General features: G+C 65.4%; 14 protein-coding genes. 4 read left to right on the top strand and 10 right to left on the bottom strand.

Going from position 1 to position 17,756, the window contains the following annotated elements; all coding sequences use genetic code 11:
* Positions 1–90: 90 nt before the first annotated feature.
* Positions 91–285, bottom strand: a complete 195-nt coding sequence (rpsU, locus tag SH602x_RS06695; protein ID WP_479469236.1) for a 30S ribosomal protein S21 — start codon at positions 283–285, stop codon at positions 91–93.
* Between the two features lie 364 nt (positions 286–649).
* On the opposite strand from rpsU, the gene SH602x_RS06700 reads away from it, so the two are divergent.
* The gene (locus SH602x_RS06700) at positions 650–982 is read left to right on the top strand and encodes a hypothetical protein (RefSeq protein WP_479476048.1); all 333 of its coding nucleotides are present in this window, start codon (positions 650–652) and stop codon (positions 980–982) included.
* 30 nt (positions 983–1,012) lie between these two features.
* Here SH602x_RS06700 and lpdA read toward each other — a convergent pair whose 3' ends face one another.
* From lpdA to SH602x_RS06715, 3 genes are all read right to left on the bottom strand, one after another.
* Complete coding sequence (lpdA, locus tag SH602x_RS06705) at positions 1,013–2,449, bottom strand: dihydrolipoyl dehydrogenase (RefSeq protein WP_479469234.1); 1,437 nt, start codon at positions 2,447–2,449, stop codon at positions 1,013–1,015.
* A 99-nt stretch (positions 2,450–2,548) separates the two neighbouring features.
* Entirely contained in the window at positions 2,549–3,910 is a 1,362-nt protein-coding gene (gene odhB, locus SH602x_RS06710) for a 2-oxoglutarate dehydrogenase complex dihydrolipoyllysine-residue succinyltransferase (protein ID WP_479476049.1), read from the bottom strand.
* 272 nt (positions 3,911–4,182) lie between these two features.
* Positions 4,183–7,020 carry a 2-oxoglutarate dehydrogenase E1 component gene (locus SH602x_RS06715; protein WP_479476050.1) on the bottom strand — a complete coding sequence of 946 codons (2,838 nt, stop codon included), beginning with the start codon at positions 7,018–7,020 and terminating at the stop codon, positions 4,183–4,185.
* Between the two features lie 363 nt (positions 7,021–7,383).
* Between SH602x_RS06715 and SH602x_RS06720 the strand changes: the two genes are divergently transcribed.
* A complete protein-coding gene (locus tag SH602x_RS06720) occupies positions 7,384–7,854 on the top strand; it encodes a CBS domain-containing protein (protein WP_479476051.1) in 471 nt (156 codons plus the stop codon).
* 76 nt (positions 7,855–7,930) lie between these two features.
* Here the strand turns inward: SH602x_RS06720 and SH602x_RS06725 are convergent, their stop codons facing one another.
* The 3 genes from SH602x_RS06725 to SH602x_RS06735 all read right to left on the bottom strand — a co-directional run bounded on the left by SH602x_RS06725 (position 7,931) and on the right by SH602x_RS06735 (position 11,161).
* Entirely contained in the window at positions 7,931–8,422 is a 492-nt protein-coding gene (locus SH602x_RS06725) for an NUDIX domain-containing protein (RefSeq protein WP_479476052.1), read from the bottom strand.
* A gap of 380 nt (positions 8,423–8,802) precedes the next feature.
* Positions 8,803–9,855 carry a glycosyltransferase family 9 protein gene (locus SH602x_RS06730; protein WP_479476053.1) on the bottom strand — a complete coding sequence of 351 codons (1,053 nt, stop codon included), beginning with the start codon at positions 9,853–9,855 and terminating at the stop codon, positions 8,803–8,805.
* Positions 9,856–9,925: 70 nt separating this feature from the next.
* Positions 9,926–11,161: a PDZ domain-containing protein gene (locus SH602x_RS06735; protein ID WP_479476054.1), complete on the bottom strand. Its 1,236-nt coding sequence runs from the start codon at positions 11,159–11,161 to the stop codon at positions 9,926–9,928.
* Between the two features lie 93 nt (positions 11,162–11,254).
* On the opposite strand from SH602x_RS06735, the gene SH602x_RS06740 reads away from it, so the two are divergent.
* Together SH602x_RS06740 and SH602x_RS06745 are read left to right on the top strand one after the other, a co-directional pair.
* Positions 11,255–12,157, top strand: a complete 903-nt coding sequence (locus SH602x_RS06740; RefSeq protein ID WP_479476055.1) for a class I SAM-dependent methyltransferase — start codon at positions 11,255–11,257, stop codon at positions 12,155–12,157.
* A complete protein-coding gene (locus tag SH602x_RS06745) occupies positions 12,154–12,969 on the top strand; it encodes a TrmH family RNA methyltransferase (protein ID WP_479476056.1) in 816 nt (271 codons plus the stop codon). Before SH602x_RS06740 ends, SH602x_RS06745 begins: the two co-directional genes overlap by 4 nt.
* A gap of 92 nt (positions 12,970–13,061) precedes the next feature.
* On the opposite strand, the gene SH602x_RS06750 is transcribed toward SH602x_RS06745, so the two are convergent.
* From SH602x_RS06750 to SH602x_RS06760, 3 genes are all read right to left on the bottom strand, one after another.
* Positions 13,062–16,202: a hypothetical protein gene (locus tag SH602x_RS06750; RefSeq protein WP_479476057.1), complete on the bottom strand. Its 3,141-nt coding sequence runs from the start codon at positions 16,200–16,202 to the stop codon at positions 13,062–13,064.
* 213 nt (positions 16,203–16,415) lie between these two features.
* Complete coding sequence (locus SH602x_RS06755; RefSeq protein WP_479476058.1) at positions 16,416–16,613, bottom strand: hypothetical protein; 198 nt, start codon at positions 16,611–16,613, stop codon at positions 16,416–16,418.
* A 506-nt stretch (positions 16,614–17,119) separates the two neighbouring features.
* Entirely contained in the window at positions 17,120–17,650 is a 531-nt protein-coding gene (locus tag SH602x_RS06760; protein WP_479476059.1) for a hypothetical protein, read from the bottom strand.
* Positions 17,651–17,756: the final 106 nt, after the last annotated feature.

Here is a 17,756-nt window from a genome sequence, read left to right on the forward strand (position 1 = left end):
AAATCGACGAGTACCGAGTTGGCGCATCGATACGGAGCCGCGCAGCGGCGCGGCGGTCCGAAAGAAGAGCGAGCGGCTCGAAGAGCGAGCTTAGCGCAGAGCCGTCTTGGGCTTCTTGTTGCGGCGTTCGGCGCGGAGCTTCGCGCGACGCTTGATTTCGCTGGGCTTCTCGTAGAACTCCCGGCGACGCATTTCTTTCTTGATTCCGCTCCGCTCGACGAGCTTGCGGAAACGACGCACCGCGTCCTGAATCGACTCCCGATCGCGAACCAGCAGCTTCACCATGTCCGTCGCGGACTCCTGCAGGAAGATGTAAATCCGGCGCCTGTCGCGACTTGGGATCGAATCCCGCCTGCGACGTTCCGCGGATTAAAAGGGTTCGCGCAAGGCCCGAAATACCTCGGCGAAAGGGGGTTGAGTATACCCGACATCGGATTTCCCCGTCCAGAGGCGCCGTGAAACGAGAAGCGAATCGATGCGTTCGACCCGAGCGGAGGGCGTGAGCCCTCCGAGTCCGAACGGCCGTCGCGCAGGAAACTCGGAGGGCTCACGCCCTCCGCTCAGAAGAGGAAGGCCCCCTACAGATTGCCTGACTTCTACCAGGCGAATCGAAGACCGGGGCGGTCATGCGGCGAGCGCGATTCTGCCGATGTCCGCTCTGGCCCCCGACGGATCGGGGCGGCGAAGCGTCACGGCGAATCGCGATAACGATTCTCTCGCGAATCCGCGAGGCGGAAACATGACCGAAGCCGACCGCACGCAGCAACACACGCTCGACGATATCGACGCCCGGCAGGACGAGGTCCTGGAACGGCTCGAAGCGTTGAACCGTCGGGTCGAGCATCTGCTCTCCGACTGGCGACCCGACCGCGCGCTTCCGCGGGCGAAAGCCCCGCACGCGAACGCTCCGGCTTCGATCCCGCTGACCGACGCCGCGACAGGCGAAGCGCCTGCCTCCCCTGCCGTTCGTCACGCGGCGTAGCAGGCCGCCGCTGGAACTCGCAGCAGCGGCTTACGTGTGGATCGCGCGCTTGTCGACGGCGAGCGCGGCCTCGTGGATCCCTTCCGACAGCGTCGGATGGGCGTGGCAGACGCGGGCGATGTCTTCGCTGCTGGCGCCGAACTGCATCGCGACGACGGCCTCGGCGATTAGATCGCCCGCGCGGGGTCCGATGATGTGGACCCCCAGCACGCGGTCGGTCTTGGCGTCCGCCAGGATCTTCACCCGGCCTTCGGCGTCGCCCATCGTGACAGCGCGAGCGACCGCGCCGAAGGGGCAGATCCCCTTCTTGTACTCGTGGCCGGACGCCTTCGCCTGGTCCTCCGTCACGCCGACGGTGGCGATTTCCGGGTGAGTGTAGACGATGCCCGGGATGTACTCGTAATGGACCTTGCCCGGGATGCCGGCCAGCTTCTCGGCGAAGGCGACGCCCTCTTCCGAAGCCTTATGAGCCAGCATGGGGCCGCCGATGCAGTCGCCGATCGCGTAGACGCCGGGAACGGCGGTGGAGTAGTCATCCTCCACGGCGGCGATGCGTCCTCGCGCGTCGGTCTCTAGACCGATGGTTTCGAGGCCCAGATCCTTCGTCGCCGGCGTCCGGCCGACCGCGACCAGCACGCGATCGACCTTGAACGGTTCTTCGCCTTGGATCGTGACCAGGCAATGCTTGCCCTGGATCTTCACCGATTCGACGCGGGCGCCGAGGCGGAACTGGATCCCCTGCTTTTCGAACGTCCGCTTGGCGATGTTCGCGATCTCGGAATCCATGCCGGGCAGGATCCGGTCGAGCGCCTCCAGGACGACGACTTCGGAGCCGAGGCGGTTCCAGACCGACCCGAGTTCCAGACCGATGTACCCGGCGCCGATGACGACCAGCTTCTTCGGCGGTTCCGGATAGGAGAGCGCGGTCGTGCTGTCGCCGACGAGATCGCCGTCGAATTCGACGCTGGGGATGCGGGTCGAGTAGCTGCCGACCGCGATCAGGATGTTCTTGCCCGCGACGACGCCCGCGTCGCGCCCTTCGACCTTGATGCGGCCGGGTCCGTCGAAGCGTCCGCGACCGACGAAAGTCTTGATCTTCGCCCGGTCGAGGAGCATCTTCACGCCCCCCGTCAGACGCTTCACGACTTCGTCCTTGCGGCCGAGCATCGCGGGCAGATCGAGCTTGACCTTGCCCGTGACGATGCCGTGCGACGCGAAGCTTTCCTTCGCCTCGACGTAGTGGTGGCTTGATTCGAGGAGCGCCTTCGAGGGGATGCAGCCGACGCGAAGGCAGGTCCCCCCCAGACGATCGTTTTCGTCGACGACGGCGACGCGAAAGCCGAGCTGCGCGGCGCGGATCGCGGCGACGTATCCGCCCGGTCCTGCGCCGAGCACGACGAGGTCGAAGGACTCGTTTTCGCTCTGCCCGTCAGAAGAACCTGAACCGGACTCAGTCGCTTCGCTCATGTTGGTCGCGATCGTTGGTCGGAGAATTTGCTGTGTTCCGGCGCTGCATCGCCCTGACGCGCCGCCTGTCGCTTTCGATTCCGTCAAGCCTGGGCGGGGCTACAGGTCGAGCAGCAGCCGCGACGGATCCTCGATCAGTTCCTTGATCGTCCTCAGGAACGTGACGGCCTCGCGACCGTCGACGATCCGATGATCGTAGGTCAGGGCGACGTACATCATCGGACGAATGACGACCTGACCGTTCAACGCGATCGGACGTTCCTGAATCGCGTGCAGGCCCAGCACGCCGCTCTGCGGCGGGTTCACGATCGGCGTCGACATCAGCGATCCGTAGACGCCGCCGTTGGTGATGGTGAAGGTGCCTCCCTCCATGTCGGAGGGCGTCAGCTTGCCGTCCTTGGCCTTGGCGGCAAAGCCGGCGATCCCCTTCTCGATCTCCGCGAACGAGAGCGTATCGCAGTCGCGGAGCACCGGGACGACCAGTCCCTTGCCGCTGCCGATGGCGATGCCGACGTCGTAGTACTTCTTGTAGATCAGGTGGTTCTCGCGGATCTCCGCGTTGATCGCGGGGAAGCGCTTCAGCGCCTCGACCGTCGCCTTGGTGAAGAACGACATGAAGCCGAGCTTCGCCCCGTGGCGCTGTTCGAAGCCGTCCTTGTGCTTCTTTCGCACTTCCATCACGGGGAACATGTCGATTTCGTTGAACGTCGTCAGCAGCGCCGCGGTCTGCTGCGCCTGGACGAGCCTCGCGGCGATCGTTCGCCGCAGCATCGACATCGGCTGCGACTCCTCGCGACGGGTCGCCAGTTCGCCCGACGCCGGAACCGAGGGAACCGTCGCCGGCAGCGGCCGGACAGGGGCCGCGGGAGCCGGCGTCACGCTCGGCCGCGCAGGCGCCGACTCCAGATGACGAAGCACGTCCTCCTTCGTCAGCCGGCCCGGCGTCTGGGCCGGGATCTTCGACGGGTCGAGGCCCTTCTCGCGAATCAACCGCTCCGCGGCGGGCAGCAGGTGCGCGTCCGCTCCCGCGGGAGCAGCATGCGGAGCAGAAGCGCCCGAGCTCGCCGGCGGGGCCGAAGTCGCAAGCGGGGCCGGAGGAGTCGACGGACGCGTCACGTCGCCCGACGGCGCGGCCTTGGCGCTCGCGGAGGCCGGCGGAGTCGCAGGGGTCACTGCGGCTTCCGGCTTCGCGCTGCCTGCCGAAGCTTTGCCGCTGGTGTTCAGGTAGGCGGCGACGGAGCCGACCTTCACGAACTCTCCCTCGGCGGCGACGATCTTTTCGAGGATGCCGGCGTTCTGCGCGACGAGCGGGACGTTCGCCTTCTCGGACTCAAGCTCGGCGACGTCTTCGTCCTTCGCGACGGCGTCCCCTTCTTTCTTGAGCCACTTCGCGATCTGTACTTCGACGACCGACTCGCCGACGGAAGGGATCGTCAGTTCCAGAAGCTCGGACGCGGCCATGGCTCTTCGATGGTGAAAGCGCGAGAGGCGTTTCGTACGAATCGCTTCCGCGGCGGGCGTCCACGACGCGTCGTCCGGAAACGGAAAAAGGATTCCGCGCCGATCGATCGGCCTCGGAATCCTTCAGAATGTCTTCAGTTCGTCATGTCAGGGAGCAGACGACGGCAACCGGAACCAGCTCGGCCCGAGGTCTCCTGATGCGGGGTTCTTCGATCGCAAGGATCGACGGACCGCGAAAAAGCCTCGGCTCGACGGTCTTCCCGCACGGAGAATCACCCGTGCAGCGCCGCCTCCAGCAGCTCCTTTTGCTCCAGTTTATGCATGTCCATCGACCCCGTCGAGGGGCTGGCGGACTCCGGCCGCGAAGCCAGACGCCACTCCCGAAGGCCGAAGAGCTTCTCGCCCAGTCGAATTCGCAGCGACCACCAGGCGCCCATGTTCTGCGGCTCTTCCTGGACCCAGATCGTCTCGGCAGCTTCCGGGTACTCCGCCAGTTCGGCCTTCAGTTCCTGCTCGGGCAGCGGATAAAGCTGCTCCAGTCGCAGAATGGCGACCTCGTCGGTCAGACCGCCGTCTTTCCGCTCTTTCCACAGGTCGTAGTAGACCTTGCCGGAGCAGATCAGGATCCGCTTCGTCTTCGCAGCGGCTTCGGGTCCGCGATCGTCCGGAATCAGGCGCTGGAACGAGCCGTCCGAGAACTCTTGAAGATCCGACACGACCCGCGGATGCCGCAACAGACTCTTGGGCGTCAGCACGATCAGCGGCTTACGCCACTTGCGAACCATCTGGCGCCGCAGCAGGTGGAAATACTGCGCCGGCGTCGTCGGCTGCGTCACCTGAATGTTGTGCTCGGCCGAGAGCATCAGCAGGCGCTCCAGCCTCGCCGAGGCATGCTCCGGACCCTGACCCTCGAAGCCGTGCGGCAGGAGGAGCGTGACGCCGGAAAGGCGGTTCCACTTATCCTCCGCGCTGCAGAGGAACTGGTCCACGATGACCTGGGCCACGTTCCAGAAGTCGCCGAACTGAGCTTCCCACGCGACGAACGCGTCGGGAGCGTCGAGCGAGTATCCGTACTCGAAGCCCATCACGGCGATTTCCGACAACGGGCTGTTGCAGATTTCGACCGGCGCCTGGTTCTCCGACAGATGCTGCAGGATCGAGTACGGCTTTCCGGACTCTTCGTCGAACAGCACCGCGTGACGCTGACTGAAGGTGCCGCGTTCGACGTCCTGCCCCGTGAGCCGAACGCGAATGCCGCCGTCGGCGAAGCTCGCGAAAGCGAGCAACTCCGCCGTCGCCCAGTCGAGCTGCCGCTGGCCGTGCTCCATTTCCTTCCGCAGAGCGTAAGCCCGTTCGAGCTTGCGATTGAGGCGAAATTCGTCCGGAACATGGTTGAGCCGGGACATCAGGCGCTTCGCCAGTTCCGGCGCGATGCCCGTCGGATCGACGTCGGCAGGCTCGGGTCCGCCGAAGTAGCCGTACCAGATCCCCTTGTTGGGATCGTCGTCGGAGCGGAACTCTTCCTTCTTCGCCAGTTCGAACTCGCGTTCGAGTTGCGCCTTGCGGCGTTCGGCGATCGCGTCCGCCTCTTCCTGCGTGATGCCGCCGAGCGTGAGCAGGCGCTCGAGGTATTTCTCTCGCACCGGCGGACGCGCGTCGATGATGCGGTACATCACCGGCTGCGTGAAACGCGGCTCGTCCCCTTCGTTGTGACCCAGCTTGCGATAGCAGTACATGTCTACCACGACGTCGCGGTGGAACTCCCGGCGGAAGTCCATCGCGAGCGAGATCACCTGAGCGACGGCTTCGGGATCTTCGCCGTTGACGTGGAAGATCGGCGCTTCGAGCATCTTCGCGACGTCGGTCGCGTAGCGGTTCGAGCGGGCGTCTTCAGGCGGCGTGGTGAAGCCGACCTGGTTGTTGATGATGACGTGGAGCGTCCCGCCCGTGCGGTAGGCTTCCAGTTCGCTGAGGTTGAGCGTCTCCTGCACGACCCCTTCGCCGGCGAACGAGGCGTCGCCGTGAATCATGATCGCCATAGCCTGCTCGCGCGCCGTGTCGCCGGCGCGATCCTGCTTGGCCCGGACGCGACCCAGCGCGACGGGGTTCACGAACTCCAGATGGCTGGGGTTGAAGCAGAGCGACAGGTGCAGGTTCTTGCCGGCGCGCGTCCGATAGTCGCTGGAGAAGCCGAGGTGATACCGGACGTCGCCGCCGCCGCGATGGCGTTCCGGCTTCGGATCCTCGAACGTCCAGAAGATGTTGGTCGCGCGCTTGCCGAAGATATTCGCCAGGACGTTGATGCGTCCGCGATGAGCCATCGCCATGACGACCTGGTTGAGCCCCTGCTCGCCCGCCCGTTCGAGCGCGAGATCGAGCAGCGGGATCAGCGTCTCCGCTCCTTCGAGCGAGAACGTCTTCGCCCCGGTAAATCGCCGACGCATGAACTCTTCGAAGATCAGCGCGTCGGTCAGGCGGGTCAGGATGCGGACCTGCGTTTCGCGGGTCAGTTCGAGGCGGTTCTGCGTCCGCTCCATGCGGCGCTGAAGCCACTGCCGGCAATAGACCTCGTCGATGTGCATCAACTGCACGCCGATCGACCGGCAGTAAGTGTTCTCCATCCGGTCGAGGATCTGCGCCAGCGTCGCGACGGTCGATCCTTCAATCGAATCGGTCGAGAAAAACTGGTCCAGGTGCTCGACGCCCAAGCCGTAATGGCCCGGGGTCAGTTCCTGATGGCTCGGACGGGGCATGCCGAGCGGATCGATATCGGCCTTGAGGTGACCGCGATTGCGATAGCCGCGAACGAGCTGATCGACGCGATCCTGAGCCTGCGCCCGGGAGAGCATCTGCTCCGTCTGGACCAGCATGGCCCGCGCCGCGTCAGGAGCCTCCGCGACCGCGACGGTCGACGATTCTTCCTCCGGCTCGAACTCCGCGGCGGGCGGCTCGAACGAGGCGCTCGCCCGGCCGTGACCATTGGGCTGCGGGCTGCTGAGGAAGGCGGGATAGTTCTCGAAATATCGCCGCCACTCGACGGGCACGCTCTCCGGATCGGACGTGAACTTCTCGTAGATATCGTCGAGGTACGCCAGGCTGAACGTATTCATTCGTGCGGTAGGGTGCGCCAGCGGGGCGCGGTTCGGCGTGGGCGGCGAGCGGAAGACACTCAATCGTAAGCGTCTGGGCCAGTGCGCGAAGGGCAACCTGGCTAATTTTTAACGTATAGGGAAGGCTTATTCCCCGTTGGTCATGCAATAAGGCGCGGGCTTACCACGCTAGCACGCATCAGAAATCATCGGCAGGGCGGCGGCGGATGGAGCGGTCCGGGCGAGAAAAATACTCTCCAAGCCTATTCTATTCTGATTCCTGATTGTGGAACCTTTATAATCGACGACGATCGCTGCGGAAAAGCGAAGATTTTTGCGGCGACTGTTCTCTCTTCTCTAGATCCAGGACGCGAGGCTGCCGCTATGAACGGACCGCTCGCTGCGCGCGACATCATGACGCGCAAGTTGGTCACGCTGACCCCGGAAATGGACGTCTTCGAGGCGATCGAGCTGCTGCTTTCCCATCGCATTTCGGGCGCGCCCGTCGTCGATCAGGAGGGGCGGTTTCTCGGCGTCTTCTCCGAAAAATGCTCGATGGGCGCCTTGCTCGACGGCTGCTACGAAGGGCTTCCTTCGCATGAGCTGCGATGCTTCTACGATCCCGCTCCGCTGACGGTGGAGGAGGATACGGAACTGCTCACGCTCGCGCAGATCTTTCAATCGACGGCCTACCGGCGCCTGCCCGTGGTTCGGGAGGGGCAACTGGTCGGCCAGATCAGCCGCCGGGACGTGATGGCCGCCGCCATGTCGCTGCTGAAGCCGCGGCTCGCAGCCGTCGAATCGCAGACGCTTTATCTGAGCGCCGTGCGTTCCTCGAACGACGTCGCCTGGTAAGAGGCTTCGCCGCGGCGATTCGATCGCATGCGAGAACGCGACCGCGCCGTGCGCCTCCATCGTCCGGAAGTCTTGTTCACGGACTTCGCTCAGGCTGCGGAGCGCCGGACAGGCGTTCCACGGCTCGCGCGAGGAGCGTGCGGGCGTCTTCGTGCTGCAGGATGTCCAAAGCCTGCTCGGTCCGGAACCAGCGTGCCTCGCAGACTTCCCAGTCGGGCTGCGTCTTGACCTGTTCGGTAGTCGCGAGAAAGAAGTCGACCGTGCGCCGGATCCGGCGTCCGCGATGACGAATGATCCACTCCAGGCGTTCGTGAAACGCCGGATTCAAAGCCTCGGGATCGATCTCGACGCCGGTCTCTTCGCGACACTCGCGAAGGGCTGCCTGCCGCGGCATTTCCCCCCGCTCGATCCGCCCCTTCGGGAACTGCCAGGCGGGACGCGCACGGCTGAACTTGGAGTCGATCAGCAGCCAGACGACGCCTTCGTCCGTCGCGCGGTAGACCAGCAGGCCTGCCGAAGCCCAGTGATCGCTCCACTCCTCGGCGGAGTTGTCGTTCCGAACCGTCATGTACGCATGCGATCGAGAGGAAAAGAGCCGCTCACCATTCCGGTCGCGTCCTGCCGGCCCCTGTCGGATCCGTCGAGTCGGCGGCTGACGAACTCGAACGGCGCTGGACTAAGGCCGACGCTTGCCGAATGGAGAAGAACGGCCACGCGCGACAGAAAGCGAACCGACCGCCGTCGCCGCCGATTCATGGAACGCGTCAGCGGCGAAATCGACCCCGGACAGCCATCGAATCGTTCGGAAAACGAAGGAGCCGAACGGTCGCGGAAGTTCTCGACCGAGACCGGCAGCGCTCGTTCCGAACGCCCCTAATCTTAATCGATATTCATCCGCAGGGGCAAAGGCGGTTTCAGCCTCAACGCCGGTCCGCATCGGCAGATACGTTACGCCGCCGCTCGCTCGGCGGACGCATCGAATTCGTCCAGAACCCGTTCGCAAGCCAGGAGAACTTCCGGGACCTCGATCGCCCGCAGGGCATGGTTCGGAGCGGAGCGCCGTTCCCGGCACGAACCTGCCTGGTAGTACCGCTGAAGGGTCACGTGCCCCGGGCCGTAAGGACCGCAGCGGGAGGGAAGCGTCGGACCGAACAGGGCGACGCAGGGCGTTCCCACCGCCTGCGCGAGGTGCATCGGGCCTGAATCGCCGCCGAGATAGAAGGCGGCCCGCTTGAGGATCGCTGCAAGCTCCCTGAGCGACGTTCGCGGAGCGAGAACCGTCGCCACCGGCGCGTGAGCGGCGATCGACTCCGCCCAGATCCGCTCCTCGTCGCCAGCCCAGACGACCAGCGAACGGACGCCGCGAGCCTTATAGAGGAGGTTCGCTGCATCGGCGAAGCGTTCGGGCGGCCAGCGCTTCGCCGGCCAGGTTCCGCCCGGATTGATGACCGCGAACGGCGCTTCGAGCCGCTCCTGGCGCACCAGTCTGTCGGCGAACTCCCGATCCGGGTCGGGCAGGACGAGGTTCCATCGCGGCTCGACCGGCTGCCGATTCAGACCCCGCAGCAACTCCAGCGTTCGATCGACCAGGTGCGGTTCGCTCGTACGGACGAGATCCGTCGCGAGCCACGGCGCCAGTTCGCGTCCTTCCGGTCGCGCTAAACCGATCCGGGTCGGAGCGCCCGAAAGCGCTGCCAGGCCCGCGCTTTTGGTGAGGCTTTGCGGATCGATCGTGACGTCAGGAGCGAAGGTCCGGACGATCTTCCGTGCCGCGATCCAGCCGCTCAGCGAGCGACTCCACTTGCGCGGCAGCGCCAGAACCTGATCGACCTCTGGAACGCACGTCAGCAGTTGATCGCTCGGCGGCTCGGTCGTCCAGCCGATCGTCGCGCGCGGAAACGCGTCACGAAGCGCGACCGCCAGCGGGATCGTCAGCAGGCAGTCGCCGATATGGCTGAGCCGGACGATCAGGATGCGAAGTGACGTCCATTCATCGGACATGCTCGGTCCCTCCCTGGAACGAGACGCAATCACGATCAGGCCGGAATGGTTCCGGCAGCTGGTTCCGGTCTCATTCCCATTCGCCGAGCACGACCTTGCGCTCGAACCGCTCGCCGTTCCGGAGCACGCCGAACTTAACTTCATGACCGGGCAGGAACTCGCCCACGTGCGTGAGCACGGTTTCGAAGTCAGCGACCGGCTTCTCGTCGATCATGACCAGAATGTCCCCGGGCCGCATGCCGGCGTCCGACGCGGCGCTTCCTTCGACGACGTCCGTGATCAGCGCCCCCTCCTGGATCGACGCGCCGCGCACGCCCAGGAAGGCGCCGCGACGAATGTCGAGCGTTCCCTGACCGTTCGCCCCGAACGTCCGCTCCAGCCGGGCGATTCCTTCGTCGGTCAACTTCGTCCCGTACAGTCGCAGCGTCCCCAGCGACTTGAGCTTCTCCAGCGTCGGGATCGCCTCGTCTCCGGAACAATAAAAGATCTGGAACTCCGAGAGCGTTTCGATCGGTTCGAGTTTCGCGAGGCCCTCCCGCGTCAGCTTGATCTTCTTCAGCGTCAGCCTCTGCAGATCTTTCAACTCGGCGACGATCGCGACGGCCGAATCGTCGAACCGGTCGCCGATCAGGCGCACTTCGCTCGCGCTGCCGAGCCTACGCACCAGTTCCAGATCTTTGGGTTCGCCTCGCCATTCTTCTCCGATCGAGAGCAGGGCGACGTTCTCCCGAATGATTCCGGCGGCGCTGACCACCTCGATTTCGACCTTGGCGCCGAGATCCCGCAGGCGTGCGACCGTCTCGGCCAGGATGCGCCCGTTCAAATCGTCGAGCGCGACGTCCGCCTGACGACCGAGGGGAGTCTCCGGATCAGCGGCGAACGTTTCGAGCGTCTGCCGCGCGCGGCCGGCGATCGCTTCGTCCCGCGATAGCGACAGGCGACTGAGGACGTACATCCCGCGCACGATCATCTCGCGGCTGCCGCCCGGAAGGCGCGCGGTCAGCGGATCGATCGCGGCGGCTCCCGCTTCGGCCAATTGGGTCGTCGCCCGTTCGCGTTCGTCGTAGGCGTCGGCGTCCAGTTGCTGCACCAGAGCCGCTGCGTCGACGGTCGCCTCCGTCGTCGCCGGAGCGGGATTTCCTTGAGCGGAAATCGGCTGAAGCGAGGCGCCCAGGATCAACGTCGCCAGAATCGTCGTCGCCCACCGCCTGGCCTTCGGCAAAAACGTCGAGAGCGCGGGCGCCCCGAGGGAGGGCGTCGCGGCGAACGGCGACTGCGAGTATCTTCGAAGCTGCGACGATGCCATGACCGACCTGACCGGCCGCCGCGACTCCTGAACGGAATGCGGCGGCGGAACGAGACTATCCGCGCAAGTCCCTTCGTTTTAATCGATCAGCGGATGCCAGCGAAAGCGGAAAACGACGAGCGGGCGGGGTACGAGTTGCTCGACTTCGGGGAGGGCCGCAAGCTGGAACGGTTCGGCGACCTGACGCTCGACCGACCCTCGCCCGCCGCGGAGCCCTTTCCGCGTCGTCAGCCGAAGCTGTGGGAGCGGGCCGATTTCCGGTTTCGGAAGCTCGGCGGCGAAACCGGGGAGTGGAAGGCGAATCGCCGCGGGGTGCCGGCGGAATGGACCCTGCGGTGGGAGGGACTGACCTTCCGAGTTCGTCCCAACCCGAGCGGCAACGTGGGCCTGTTTCCGGAGGCGGCGAACGTCTGGCGATCGCTGGAATCGACGCATTCCGGTCCGAGTCGCCCGCCGCGGATGCTCAACCTGTTCGCGTACACCGGCGGCGCGACGCTCGCCGCGGCGGCGATCGGCGCGCACGTGGTGCATGTCGATTCGTCTGCTGCGTCGGTCACCGTCGCCCGAGAGAATGCGAGCCTGTCGGGACTGACTGAGGCGCCGATCCGCTGGATCGTCGAAGACGCCCGAAAGTTCGTGCAGCGCGAAGTCCGCCGCGAACAGTCGTATGATCTGGTCCTGCTCGACCCGCCGACCTGGGGTCATGGACCGAAGGGCCAGGCCTGGCGCTTCGAGGAGGATCTGAACGCTCTGCTGGACGACGTCGCGGCGCTCGTTCGGCCCGCGGCGGGCAAGATCGTGCTGACGGGACATGCGCCCGGGTGGGACGCGGAACGAGCCCGGCGCCATCTGCGTGATCGCTTCCGCTCCGTTCGCACGACCGGTCGCGAACTATCGATCGCGACCGCGGACGAGCGGAGCCTGCCGGCCGGATGGATGGCGACTGCGACCTTCGCCGATGACCACGACACCTCTTCCGACCGAAACGACGGATGACGCAGCGCATCGAGAGCGTACAAAACCCGCGACTGAAGCGGACGATTCGTCTGCGCGAGCGGAAGCATCGACGCGCCGAGCGACGGTTTCTTATCGACGGACTTCGCGAGATCGACCGCGCCGACGCCGCGGGCGTGCGATTCACGGAGATCTTCTACGACGAACGACTGTCACGCGACCGCGACGTCGCTGCCGTGAATCTGCTCGAACGGCTCGTCGAGAGCCAGCCGCGGGCTGAGCGCTTCGAGCTCGCCGCGAACGCGATGGACAAGCTCAGCTTCGGCGATCGCAACGAAGGAATCGTGGCGACCGCCGAGTCGCGCGAGACGCGGTTGCAGGATCTTCGCCTGCCTGAAGGGCCGGCGATCGTCGTCGTGCTCGACCAGGTCGAGAAGCCGGGAAATCTGGGGGCGGTCTGTCGTTCCGCCGACGCAGCGGGCGCCGTCGCCGTGTTCGCGACGGGTAGCGCGGCGGACTTCTATCACGCCAACGCCATCCGCGCGAGCCTCGGAACGGTTTTCTCGCTCGCGACCGCCGAGACCCAGGCGGCGGAGCTTGCCGACTGGCTGACGGAGCAGGGCTTTCGCATCGTCGTCGCGCGCGTCGAAGGGGCGAGCGAGTTCGTTCGCTATCGCTTCGCCGAACGAACGGCCATCGTGCTGGGCAGCGAAGCGGACGGAGTCGAGCCGCTCTGGAAGCAGGACCGCTTCGACGCCGTGCGTCTGCCCATGCTGGGAATCGCCGACAGCCTGAACGTCTCGACCACCGCCGCGGTTCTGCTGTACGAGGCGCTGCGGCAGCGGAGCGTCTGATCGAGCGTTCGGTCGACGCGAGCCTACGAAAAAAGGGCGGACCGTTGAGGTCCGCCCTTCTTCGTTTCGTCGATCCCGAGCGATCGCGTCGGTTAGTTCAGAGGCCGACCGACCGCCTTCTCTTCTTCTTCTTCCTGGATGATGATCCGCGGGGTGACCATCATCATCAGGCTCTGCGACGTGCGACCGATGCCGACGTTGCGGAAGAGACGGTTGACGTAGGGGATCTTGTTCAGCATTGGGACGCCGCGTTCGGTGCGACCTTCCGACAGACGCTTGATACCGCCGAGGAGGACCGTACCGCCGTCCGGCACGCTGACGGTGGTAGTGACCGTCGTGAAGGAGAAGGACGGCAACTGCACCGTCGTACCTTCCGTTTCAAGCTCTACCGCTTCGCCGATCAGACCCTCGAGCCCCGGGATGTCCCCGATCGCAGCTTCGCGACGGCGAATCTTCTGCTGGAAGGTGAACTCCCGCACTTCGCCGATCCGGCTGAAGTAGGGCACCAGCGTCAGTCGGACGAAGCGACGGTCGTTGGACACCACCGCCTGCACCGAGAGGGACGTTCCTTCGCTCAGGACGCAGACGACCGGCTGCTGAGCCGCGGCGAAGTCGCCGACGACCGGGATGATGCTCGTCACGAACGGGGTCTGCGTCTGATCGCTGACCGTCGCAAGCTGTCCGTTGAAGAGCGTCACCTTCGGGGCCTGGAGCACGTTCGACCGCGTATCGCCCTGGGCCGCCTGCAGGAGCAGGAAGACCTCGATGTCGGAGATGATCGCGAAGCCGAAGTTCGCCGCCGAGCCCAGAGCGTCCGCCGGAGCGAACGGAGGAACCGTCGAAGCGAAGCTGTTCTGGCTGAAGATCAGGTCCTGATCCGGAGTGACGCCCGCCGGGGTGAGGGGCGGCGTGAAGCCGGTGTTCGTCGGGTTCAGGCCGACGATGCCGGATCCGTTGTCGTCGCCGGGCAGTCCCGTCAGGTTGTCGTCGATCGAGAAGTCGAAGTCGACGCCGATCCGTTCGAAGAAGTCATCCTGCAGGGTGATGAAGCGGACTTCGATCGTGACCTGGAGGTCCTGCAGACGGCGAAGCTGTTGCAGCAGTTCCGCGATCCGTTCGTGGTTTTCCTGCGTCTGGCTGACGACCAGGGTCAGGTTCGTCGGGAAGCCGCGGATGCTGGCGCTTCCGGTGCCGCCGAATTCCGGCCACGACTCGGGGTCGATGGTGCTGGTGATCAGGTCGATCAGCGTGGCGAAGTCAGCCATCGATCCGCCGCCCGAACCGCCCGGGGCCTGCTTCCAGTTGCCCCCCTGAGAGTCTCCGGACGAAATCCCGGGGATCTGAGCCAGAGCGGACGAATTGCCCGTTCCCGCATCGGCGATCGCCATCGGTCCGCTTCCGCTGGTCGGCGGAACGAGGCCCTGGCGGGTCATGTTGTGAGCGTCGCGAAGAGCGCCCGGCAGACCGATGTAGCTGCTCGGCTGGAAGTTCGGGATCGGAATCACCAGGTCGCCGACCTCGTACACCCGCTCCTCGACCTTTCCGCGGCTGAGGCTGTCGCTGGTGATCTTGAGCACTTCGTCCTCGACGACGTAGTCCATGTTCATCGGGTCGAGGATCAGGTGCAGGGCGCTGTCGAGCGAGATCTCCTGCGGCAGGTTGAGCGTCACCGGCGTATCGCTGGTGGCGCCGACTTCGGCCAGACCCTTCGGATCGAGGTGGATGTTCACCCCGGCCAGGTCGCTCAGGATGCCCGTCACTTCGGCGAGAGGACGATCGATGAACTTGACGTTCACCTGACGGCGGAGCGCCTGGTGGATCATCATGTTCTGCGGCGAGTTCTGCTTGATGGTGTTGGCCATCATGCGACGTCGGTTCTCGGTCATTTCGACCCAGTCGCGGGCGGGGCCGAACTGGATCGGGTTTTCGGTGTCGAAGGGAATCGAGGCCTTGTCGACGCCGGTCATGGCGTCCATGAAGCCCTGTTCCTTGTCCGACTGGATCTGGCGGTTGTTCTCGATTCGGCGAACGAAGCGGGCCTGCCACATCATCTGCTGGGTGACGCCCTCTTCCGGAGCGATCTCGAACGCCTGCTTGGCGATGACTTCCGCCTCGGCGTAGCGCTGCTCGTCCATCAGGTTGTTGAAGTCGTCGTTCAGACTCGCGAGCTGCTGCTGCATCTCGATCGTCGCCTTGCGGGACGCGTCGACGTTGCCCTGGACTTGAGCGTTCCGCTCATCCATCTCGATCTGCGAGAGGTTCTCCTGGATATACGCCTGCTTTTCCTTGATTCCCCGGTCGACGATCGCGACCAGCCGGTCGCGGGTCGCCTGGTCGACTTCCGACTGCGAGACTCGCTGACGCAGGGCCTCGAGCCGGGCGACGGCGCCTCGCGGATCGGTGACCAGGAGCCGGTCCGCGGCAGCCTGTTCGTTAGTGATCTCGCGGAGAACCTTCTGCTGCATGGCTTCGCGACGGGCCGCTTCCGCATCGAGCGGGGCGGACGACGGCGCCGGAACCTGCATCTGGTTGATCTGATTCAGCTGATCCTGGAGCGCCTGACGCATCCTCGGATCGAGCTGGTCCCGAAGGGCCCATGCCTGCTGGAAGGAGGTGCGAGCGGCGTCGCGATTCCCTTCCGCGATGGCACGCATGCCCCCTTCGAAGAGCTGACGAGCGTCGCCGTTCGCCGCCGGGGCAGGTCCGCCCACAGCCGGAGTGGGAGCTCCGAGCGTCGGACCCTGGCCGGCGACTTGCCGGTTCATGGTGCGATCGGATTCCGGAACGTAGAGAGAGTTCTGCACTCCCCCTGCCGGAGCGGCTCCCGAACGAGCGACCGCCTGATCCACCTTCAGCCGAAGCTGCCAGGGGCGGGCTTCCGTCGGGGCGAAGGCCGTGTCGGCGACGCGGTACGATTCGGCTTCCGCGACCGCTCGCTGAGCCGAAGCGAGATCGCCCCGGTCGAGCGCGAGCTGCGCGGTCGCCATCGCCCGGCGAGTCGCCTGGAGAGCCTGGGCCGGATCCGACGTCGCCGCCGCGGCGGAAGGTCCGCCGGCCGGCAGTCGCCGAACGCCCCCCTCGCCCGCTCCCTTCGCAGGAACCGCGAGTGCGAGGTCGCGTTGCGCCTCGGCCAGCGTGTAGCCGCAGGCCTGTCGCAGGGCGTCCTCAGACGCGCCCGCTTGATTGACTTGAGCGAGCCAGTAGCGGGCGAGATCGACGTCGCCGATCGCCATCGCTTTTCTGGCATTTTGCAGCGCTTCGACCGCTTTCGCGGTCTGGGCGGCGTTCGCCGAAGAAGTCCCGGTCTGCGCGAAGAGGATGCCGCTTAGGCACCCGCCTGTGGCCAGGGTGTGCGTCCCGGCATTCGCTGCGCTTCCGGCGAAGACCAGGCAGGCCGCCGCGCACCCTTTCAGCCAAAAGTCCGTCGCCTTCAAAACCGCGTCTCCTTACTCAGAATTGTCCGCCCCCTTCCATGGGGACGGCAGCCGAACTTCTGCGATCCGCGACGAGTATCCGACCTTGCCGGCGGCGAAGCCCTTCGCGACGAGAACGCCGCGAACGACCGCCTGGGACAAGTTCGTTTCGACCGCCGCGAACCGAACGGCCCGAAGTTCGGGCGCATGTGCGGCGCGCTTGCGATCCATTACGACGGCGGCGTCGATCCGTCAAGAGAAGTCCGGCGTTCGCACGCCCGCTCGACTCGACCGTCGACTCCGTAATCACGCGGCTGCGCAGTGCAGGCTGCGAGACTACGGGCCATCATCCTTGAACTATTTCGACCGCCCGACGGCGGATCTCGAAACAATCTGTGACGTTCGTAACGAGATTCCGGAAAGCGCCGTACGCACGCCTGGCGCCGGTCGCTCCGATCCTGCCTGCCGAAGGAGTGGTAACGGCGGCGACGGGCGCCCGACGCATCACGCACGATCTCGCCCTGAAACGACGAAAGCCGGAACGCTTCGGCGCCCCGGCTTTCGCTATGTAATGTCGAGCGTGCGAATCCTGCCGCCGCTCGATCGTTCGAGAGACGCCCCGGCTCGTCGCCGCTGCGTCCTGCACGACCTTCCTCGGTCGCGTTCGGATCGGCCCCTCCGCCTTCACGGAAGGGCCTCTATGAAAACGCCACGCCAGAGCATGCCGACGCGCTCGTTCAGAAGCCGATGCGGAGCTGAAACCGGTCGTTCCCCAGGCTGATCCCGCCGCCGTGGTAGACCGGAGGAGGGGTCACGATGACCGGAGGACGATGCACGATCGGAGGCGGAAGGGGTCGCACCGGGGGACGATGCACGACGACGGGTCGCAACACTTCCCGGGCCGTCTGCAGATGCGACGAGGCCAGTTCCAGGTCCCGGTCGGCGTTGCTATGCAGGAACAGTTCGAGATGCTCGTAAGCGTCCGACATCTCCCGCCTCGAGACCGGATTCCGCACGACCGAGTAGGCCGAGGAAATCTGATTCATCGCCATCAGAACGTGCGAGCGGCGATGCGAGAACGCGAAGTCGTGGTAGGCCAGGTCGATCTCGCTGATGGCCCGCGCGATCTGCCGATCCCCGCTGACGCTATGCGAGGGGTGACCGTGGAAGTGCGACCCGTGATGCTGGGCCTGAGCCGGAGCCGAAAGAACCGCGGTGCCGATCGCGGCCACGGCGAGCACGACAGGGATCGAAAGCGAGCGGAACATGGCGGCAGTCCTTCGTCAGTCAGGAGTGGGATGCGTTGGGTGACGAACTCCTCTAATGCCAAACCCGTGCCATCCAGTCGATCCGCCAAGGACCGCATCGCTCAAG

The organism is Lignipirellula cremea (assembly GCF_056501455.1).

Excerpts from the sequence above, each read along its gene's own strand:
- SH602x_RS06735 (WP_479476054.1), bottom strand. The coding sequence starts at position 11,161 with ATGGCATCGTCGCAGCTTCGAAGATACTCGCAGTCGCCGTTCGCCGCG.
- SH602x_RS06745 (WP_479476056.1), top strand. The coding sequence starts at position 12,154 with ATGACGCAGCGCATCGAGAGCGTACAAAACCCGCGACTGAAGCGGACG.
- SH602x_RS06715 (WP_479476050.1), bottom strand. The coding sequence starts at position 7,020 with ATGAATACGTTCAGCCTGGCGTACCTCGACGATATCTACGAGAAGTTC.
- lpdA (WP_479469234.1), bottom strand. The coding sequence starts at position 2,449 with ATGAGCGAAGCGACTGAGTCCGGTTCAGGTTCTTCTGACGGGCAGAGC.
- SH602x_RS06700 (WP_479476048.1), top strand. The coding sequence starts at position 650 with ATGTCCGCTCTGGCCCCCGACGGATCGGGGCGGCGAAGCGTCACGGCG.
- rpsU (WP_479469236.1), bottom strand. The coding sequence starts at position 285 with ATGGTGAAGCTGCTGGTTCGCGATCGGGAGTCGATTCAGGACGCGGTG.
- SH602x_RS06760 (WP_479476059.1), bottom strand. The coding sequence starts at position 17,650 with ATGTTCCGCTCGCTTTCGATCCCTGTCGTGCTCGCCGTGGCCGCGATC.
- SH602x_RS06720 (WP_479476051.1), top strand. The coding sequence starts at position 7,384 with ATGAACGGACCGCTCGCTGCGCGCGACATCATGACGCGCAAGTTGGTC.
- SH602x_RS06740 (WP_479476055.1), top strand. The coding sequence starts at position 11,255 with ATGCCAGCGAAAGCGGAAAACGACGAGCGGGCGGGGTACGAGTTGCTC.
- SH602x_RS06725 (WP_479476052.1), bottom strand. The coding sequence starts at position 8,422 with ATGACGGTTCGGAACGACAACTCCGCCGAGGAGTGGAGCGATCACTGG.
- SH602x_RS06730 (WP_479476053.1), bottom strand. The coding sequence starts at position 9,855 with ATGTCCGATGAATGGACGTCACTTCGCATCCTGATCGTCCGGCTCAGC.
- SH602x_RS06750 (WP_479476057.1), bottom strand. The coding sequence starts at position 16,202 with ATGGCGATCGGCGACGTCGATCTCGCCCGCTACTGGCTCGCTCAAGTC.
- SH602x_RS06755 (WP_479476058.1), bottom strand. The coding sequence starts at position 16,613 with ATGGATCGCAAGCGCGCCGCACATGCGCCCGAACTTCGGGCCGTTCGG.
- odhB (WP_479476049.1), bottom strand. The coding sequence starts at position 3,910 with ATGGCCGCGTCCGAGCTTCTGGAACTGACGATCCCTTCCGTCGGCGAG.